The following is a 5,863-nucleotide window of genomic DNA, read 5'->3' as shown; positions in this document are numbered from 1 at the left end:
AAAATGCAAAATGAAATTATCAACAATCCATCTACAAGTCCTAAAGATAAATTAACTATTTGGGCAAACAATTTAATGAAGTTTATGTTTCAATACCCAGCGTTAATTCCATTAGTTACAAATTTAGTACTTCAAGACGAAAACTATAACCCTGAAATATTCAAAAGATTTTTTAATAATATAGAATTCAAAGAAAAAATAGAAAAAATAATATCATCTATTACTTATATAGATGATTTGGAAATTTTAAACTATAAATATATTCAACTTTTCTCTGGAATCTTAGGACCAATTTTATTTCAATCTATGCCTGATACCTCTGATTCAAAAAAAGTCTTCATAGATTTTAGTATAGAAGAAGAAAGGTTGAAATACATAAAAAATTTAATTAATACAATATTAAAATAGAGATTGATTTTTCCTTTCATTAGTATTAATATGTATTTAAACACTTGTTTGAATCATGTGTTTAAATACATTTTTTTAATGGGGGGTTTTATGTGGATATTTTAGCAAGTTTTGTAGTAAAACATAAAAAATTTATCCTTATTATATACGCTATTTTAGTTGCTCTAGCCTTTGTTGGAAATAGCTATGTAAAAACCAATTATGATCTTAGTTCCTATTTACCACCAGATATTAGTTCCATAAAAGGTAAGGATATATTGGAAAAAGAATTTGGTATCAATGGTACTGCCTATGTAATAGTAGATAATAAAAACTTTAAAGAAGTGGAAAAAACAGTCCAAAAGATAAAGTCTTTGGATGGTGTAAAAAATGCAATTTGGTTGGGTACTACCGAGGATATATTGAAACCTGAAAGTTTTATGGATGAAAATATAAAAAAAGAATTCCTATCTGACAATTCAAATTTAATCCAAATTAGATTTATAAACTCTAATGATTCATTAGAAACCGTAGAAGCAATAGGAAGAATAAAAGATATCCTAGGTACAACAGGATATGTAGGAGGGCCTGCTGCTACTTCAGCTGATATACAATCCATTACTGCAAAAGAAGTTATCTATTATTCTATTATAGCTTTTATAATAATATCCATTATATTGTTCATATCTATGGAATCTTTTATAGAACCAATTCTTTTTTTCGCTGCTATAGGTGTGGCTATAATGCTAAATAAAGGAACCAACATAATATTTGACAATGTTTCATTTACCACCAGCTCTGTAGCAAGTATAATCCAATTAGCAGTTTCTATGGATTATTCAATATTTTTACTCCATAGATATATTGAAGAAAAGAAAAAATATGCAAATAAAGACGAAGCAATGATCAAAGCTATTGGAAAAACTTTCAACTCTGTAGTTTCATCATCTTTAACTACCATAGGCGGATTTTTAGCGCTAGTTTCCATGAAGTATGGTATTGGAAAAGATATAGGATTAGTCCTTGCTAAAGGAGTCTTATTCAGTCTAATATCCGTAATTACACTTTTACCAATTCTAATTTTAATATTTGATAAAAAAATAGAAAAATATCGCCATAGAATATTCCTACCTAATTTTAAAAAAGCATCTAGATTTATAATTAAATATAGATATTTATTCCTAATTATTGTTTTTCTAATTACAATACCCTCATTTTTAGCCCAATCTAATGTAGAGTACTATTATGCTAATGAAAAAACTATACCTGAATCTACAGATTCTAATACAGCTAATAGAAAAATAGATAAATTGTTCTCAAATAAAAATCAATTAGCTCTCATCGTTTCTAAAGAGGACAAATTAAAGGAATCCAACCTTATAGAACGATTGGGAAATATTGAAGGGGTTGAAAATGTAAAAGGGCTTTACTCTTTAGTCGATATTGCCATACCAGAAAATTTAATTCCAGAAGATATTATAAACAATTTTCAATCAGAAAAATATTCTTTAATAAATATAAACTTAAATTTACCTATGGAAGGAGAAATTACAGATAAAGCTTTAAACTCTATAGATAAAACAACCTCTAATTTATACGATGAATGGTATTTAACAGGAGAAGCAGCTATATATTCAGATTTAGAGCAAGTTACTTCAAAGGACTTTAATAATGTAACTATCATATCCATAATTATAATAACTGGGATTATTCTAATAGCTTCTAAATCCTTATCCATACCTATAATATTAGTATTCGTCATTCAACTAGGCATATGGATAAATCTAGCTATACCATATTTTCAAGGGCAACCATTAAATTTTATAGCCTTCATAATAATTGGTGCAATACAATTAGGCGCTACAGTAGATTACGCCATTTTATATACCTTCAGATTTAAAGAAAATCTAGAAAAACTACCTAATAAAAAAGAGGTAGCTATTAAAACTATAGAAGATACAGGTCGTTCTATCCTTACCTCTGCTTTAATTCTTTTTACTGGCACATTAAGTGTTTATCTAATTACTAGTATGAGAAATACTGCAGAGCTAACGCTTCTTATAGGTAGGGGTGCTATTATTAGTTTAGCATTAGTCTTAGTAGCTCTTCCTTCCTTGCTGATAATTTTTAATAATATAATTGGTAAAACCACAATTGATTGGCCAAAAGTGTTAAATAAATAAGTGGAGGGAAAAATGATGAAAAGATTTTTAAGCTTTTTAATTTTATTTATTATTCTATTCTCGTTTCCAGCTTTAAGTTTAGCTGAAATTGATAGAAATGAAACCATCTATGTAAATCTAAATCATGATGGTACCACCAAAAATATAAAAGTAGTAAACCATATTTCAGGAAACTCTAACGAAAAATACTATATGGATTATGGTAAATATGAAAATCTAGAGGTTTTGGTAGATGGCGTTGAACCAATAATCGAAGACGATATAATCAAATGGCCTACAAACTTCTTAAACAATGAAGATATTTACTATGAAGGTACTATAACAAAAAAATTACCTATGAATATAAATATAGATTACTTTTTAGATGGCAAAAGAATTAAAGGAGAAGAACTAGCTAAAAAATCTGGAAACTTTAAAATAAAAATATCTGTTAAAAACAATACTGACTTAACTACCCAATTCCAAATACCGTTAAATCTAGATATATTTTCTGATATAAAAATAAAAAATGGAGTCAGCTCTGTAGTTGGTAAGACTATGACTGTAGTATTTACCCATCTTCCTATTGATGACCAAGAATTTAGTATTGAAGCTAAAGGTAAAGAAATTGAACTAGATCCAATTCTAATATCTTCTACTTTTTCTAATATTTCATTACCTAAAGACTTAGGAGAAAATATAAATAACTTCTCTAAAGGCATAAATGAAATGTCAATAGCTACAAAAGAATTAGAAAAAGGTTCTTCAAAGCTAACAAAGGGTACTATCAGTCTAAAAGAAGGTCTTAAGTCATTAAGTGAAGCAATAGCTAAATTCTACTCAGGTTTTAAAGAGATTGGTAGCAATAGCAAAATGCTGTCTAAAGGTCTATTGGATTTTAATAATGGGTTTAAACTTTTAACTGACAATATGCTAAATTTACAGGATGGAGTCAATAATTTAGATAATGGACTAAATGAATTAAATACTGAGACTCAAAATATTAAGGGAGGAATTTCATCTTTAAACAATGGAGCTAAAGAGTTAAGTAAAGGTTTAGAAGAATTAAGTAATGCCCTTGATGAACTTGATTACAATCATAATGAATTAGTAACATTAGCAGAAAACTTATCGAAAAATAGTGACCCTAAAGTTAGGGCTTTAGCAAAAGGAGTAATACAAGAAGGAATGGCTATAGAAGCTTTGAGTCAAGGTGCAAATGTATCTTCTAAAGGTATGAGTGCCCTTGAAGAAAATGCCAATAAATTGGATTTAGGATTTCAAAAATATAGTACAGGTATCAGTACTATTACAGGTGGATTAAATGAATTAAACCAAGAATTAAAACCCTTACCTGAAGAATTAGAAAATATGTATAATGGACATAGCCAATTAACAGAAGGAATCAATTTTATCTTTACCCAAATTAATCCTATGGAGGAAGGATTAAAAGAACTAAGTAATAAAACCAAATCTTTACCCAGTGAAGTAGATAAAATAACTAATGGTCAAAAAAACATAACCAAAGGTATCGCCGCTCTTAATGATGAAGGACTTGTAAAGGTCAAGGATTCTATAGATGGATTTTCTATATTAGATGAACCCAACTCGAAGGATAAATATACTTCCTTTGTTCATGATAAAAATGAGAATAACACTACACTCCAATTTATAATGCAAACTCCAACTATTAAATTAGAACCTGAAAAAAATGAAGTTGAAATAAAAGTTGAAGAAAAGAAAAACTTTCTCGAAAGATTTTTGGATTTGTTTAGAAAATAATTTTAAAAGGTCTTCTTAACTTACTAAGAAGACCTTTTACTTATTGGTGGAGATAAGGGGATTCGAACCCCTGACCTCTTGACTGCCAGTCAAGCATTCTCCCACTGAACTATATCCCCATTCCTTAAAATAATACTACTTTTCCCTGTTTTGGTCAAGTAAATTTTATATTTATAATTAATCTACTATTTCTATCAAAAAAGGGTATTATATTATAGTAAGATATATATTGCAAAAGGAGTGATGTTAAATGAATCCAATGTTAAAAAAATTAGTAGAGCAAAATTTCTTAACTGAATCTCAAGTTGAGTATTTAGAAAAAGCTATTGGTAGAAAAGAAACTATTATAGTTTCCGGTCATAAAGGCTGGGGAATTCGTCCTTTGATGGCTACTTTAATGGCCGTAGCCAAAATGAATTCTAAAGCAATCCAAGTTAAAGGCTTTGATGATTTAAAAAATGAAGAAGCTGAATATTTCTTAATCCCTGGAATAAATGATATTGATTTTGAAAAATTAATAGCCCAAGCTATGGCTACACCTAATTCAGCTTTCATTAGTATAAAAGATCCAGAACATCCTTATTCAATCTTCAAGCTTTTAAGACAGGTATTTAAAGAAAACAAAGACAATTCTAAAGTATATCAAGTTCTCGAATGTGCTAAAATTGATGATATGCCTAAATTAGTTAAAATCACCCAAATTACCTTAGATGAAAAAGGTAAGCTGATAAAAGTTGATTTTGAAGGCTAGAATTTTTAATATAGTGACGAGTCAATCTCGTCACTATATTAAGGTCTATACTAATGCATTGCAATCCCAGATAACTTTATAGCCTTTTTAGTTACTCCATATACAAATACTGTACCTATTCCATTTATTATTGTAGTTGGAATTACTACAGTTATTATTAACATTTTCATAGAAACGGGTAATCCTATAATAAGAGCAGCAGTTCCTAAAAAAATCGTTCCACTTATAAAAGTTCCTAATGCTCCAATTAAACCAATAATAACAGGGTTAATTTTGAATTTGCTAATATATTTAATAACAAAATATAAAATTAAACATGTAGCTACTTTATCAATTATATTAGGTATTTGACCTCCTGGAAATGTGGTAGTCATAGCAGATAACAATCCTGCTAACAATCCAGCCAATACAGCATTTTCAAGTTTTGAATTCAGCAAAAGGGACACAAACATAAAAGATAGCAGAAAATCAAATTTCATACCACCTAATATGCCTGGTGTAATTTGGTGTAAAATAAATCCAATGGCTAATAGCAATGTTGTAAAAATATTGTTTTTCAATTTCATTATAAGCATCTCCTTTTTTAATTTTCTTGTTCTGTTTTTCCAGTCATTCCAATCATCTTGTTCTGTTCACAACATTCTACTTCACCACCTTTTTAATTAATAAAAAAAGCCCTCCATCCTATACAAGGACGAAAGACTGCTCTCGCGGTACCACCTTAATTAGACTCGAGAAAATGCAACTTCTAACTTTCTTATGTGATTCGGCGAACCATCCA

The 5,863-nt window shown here is 28.8% G+C and carries 5 protein-coding genes and 1 tRNA gene; 4 read left to right on the top strand and 2 right to left on the bottom strand.

The window, feature by feature from the left end:
* The 3 genes from VK998_RS06520 to VK998_RS06510 form a co-directional block, all read left to right on the top strand.
* On the top strand, positions 1–408 hold a 408-nt coding region (locus VK998_RS06520), incomplete at its 5' end, for a hypothetical protein (protein ID WP_325226730.1).
* Between the two features lie 92 nt (positions 409–500).
* Positions 501–2,570 carry an efflux RND transporter permease subunit gene (locus VK998_RS06515; protein WP_325226728.1) on the top strand — a complete coding sequence of 690 codons (2,070 nt, stop codon included), beginning with the start codon at positions 501–503 and terminating at the stop codon, positions 2,568–2,570.
* Positions 2,571–2,585: 15 nt separating this feature from the next.
* Positions 2,586–4,331 carry a hypothetical protein gene (locus VK998_RS06510; protein ID WP_325226726.1) on the top strand — a complete coding sequence of 582 codons (1,746 nt, stop codon included), beginning with the start codon at positions 2,586–2,588 and terminating at the stop codon, positions 4,329–4,331.
* Positions 4,332–4,375: 44 nt separating this feature from the next.
* Here the strand turns inward: VK998_RS06510 and VK998_RS06505 are convergent.
* Positions 4,376–4,450, bottom strand: a tRNA-Ala gene (locus VK998_RS06505).
* A gap of 131 nt (positions 4,451–4,581) precedes the next feature.
* On the opposite strand from VK998_RS06505, the gene VK998_RS06500 reads away from it, so the two are divergent.
* Positions 4,582–5,082 carry a hypothetical protein gene (locus VK998_RS06500; RefSeq protein WP_325226724.1) on the top strand — a complete coding sequence of 167 codons (501 nt, stop codon included), beginning with the start codon at positions 4,582–4,584 and terminating at the stop codon, positions 5,080–5,082.
* A gap of 50 nt (positions 5,083–5,132) precedes the next feature.
* Here the strand turns inward: VK998_RS06500 and VK998_RS06495 are convergent, their stop codons facing one another.
* Positions 5,133–5,648, bottom strand: a complete 516-nt coding sequence (locus VK998_RS06495; protein WP_325226723.1) for a tryptophan transporter — start codon at positions 5,646–5,648, stop codon at positions 5,133–5,135.
* Positions 5,649–5,863 lie beyond the last annotated feature (215 nt).

Source organism: Schnuerera sp., from assembly GCF_035459645.1.
Classification (GTDB): Bacteria; Bacillota; Clostridia; order Tissierellales; family Tepidimicrobiaceae; genus Schnuerera.
Note: the sequence above shows the minus strand (reverse complement) of the source record. Positions and strands in the feature narration are given on the sequence as shown.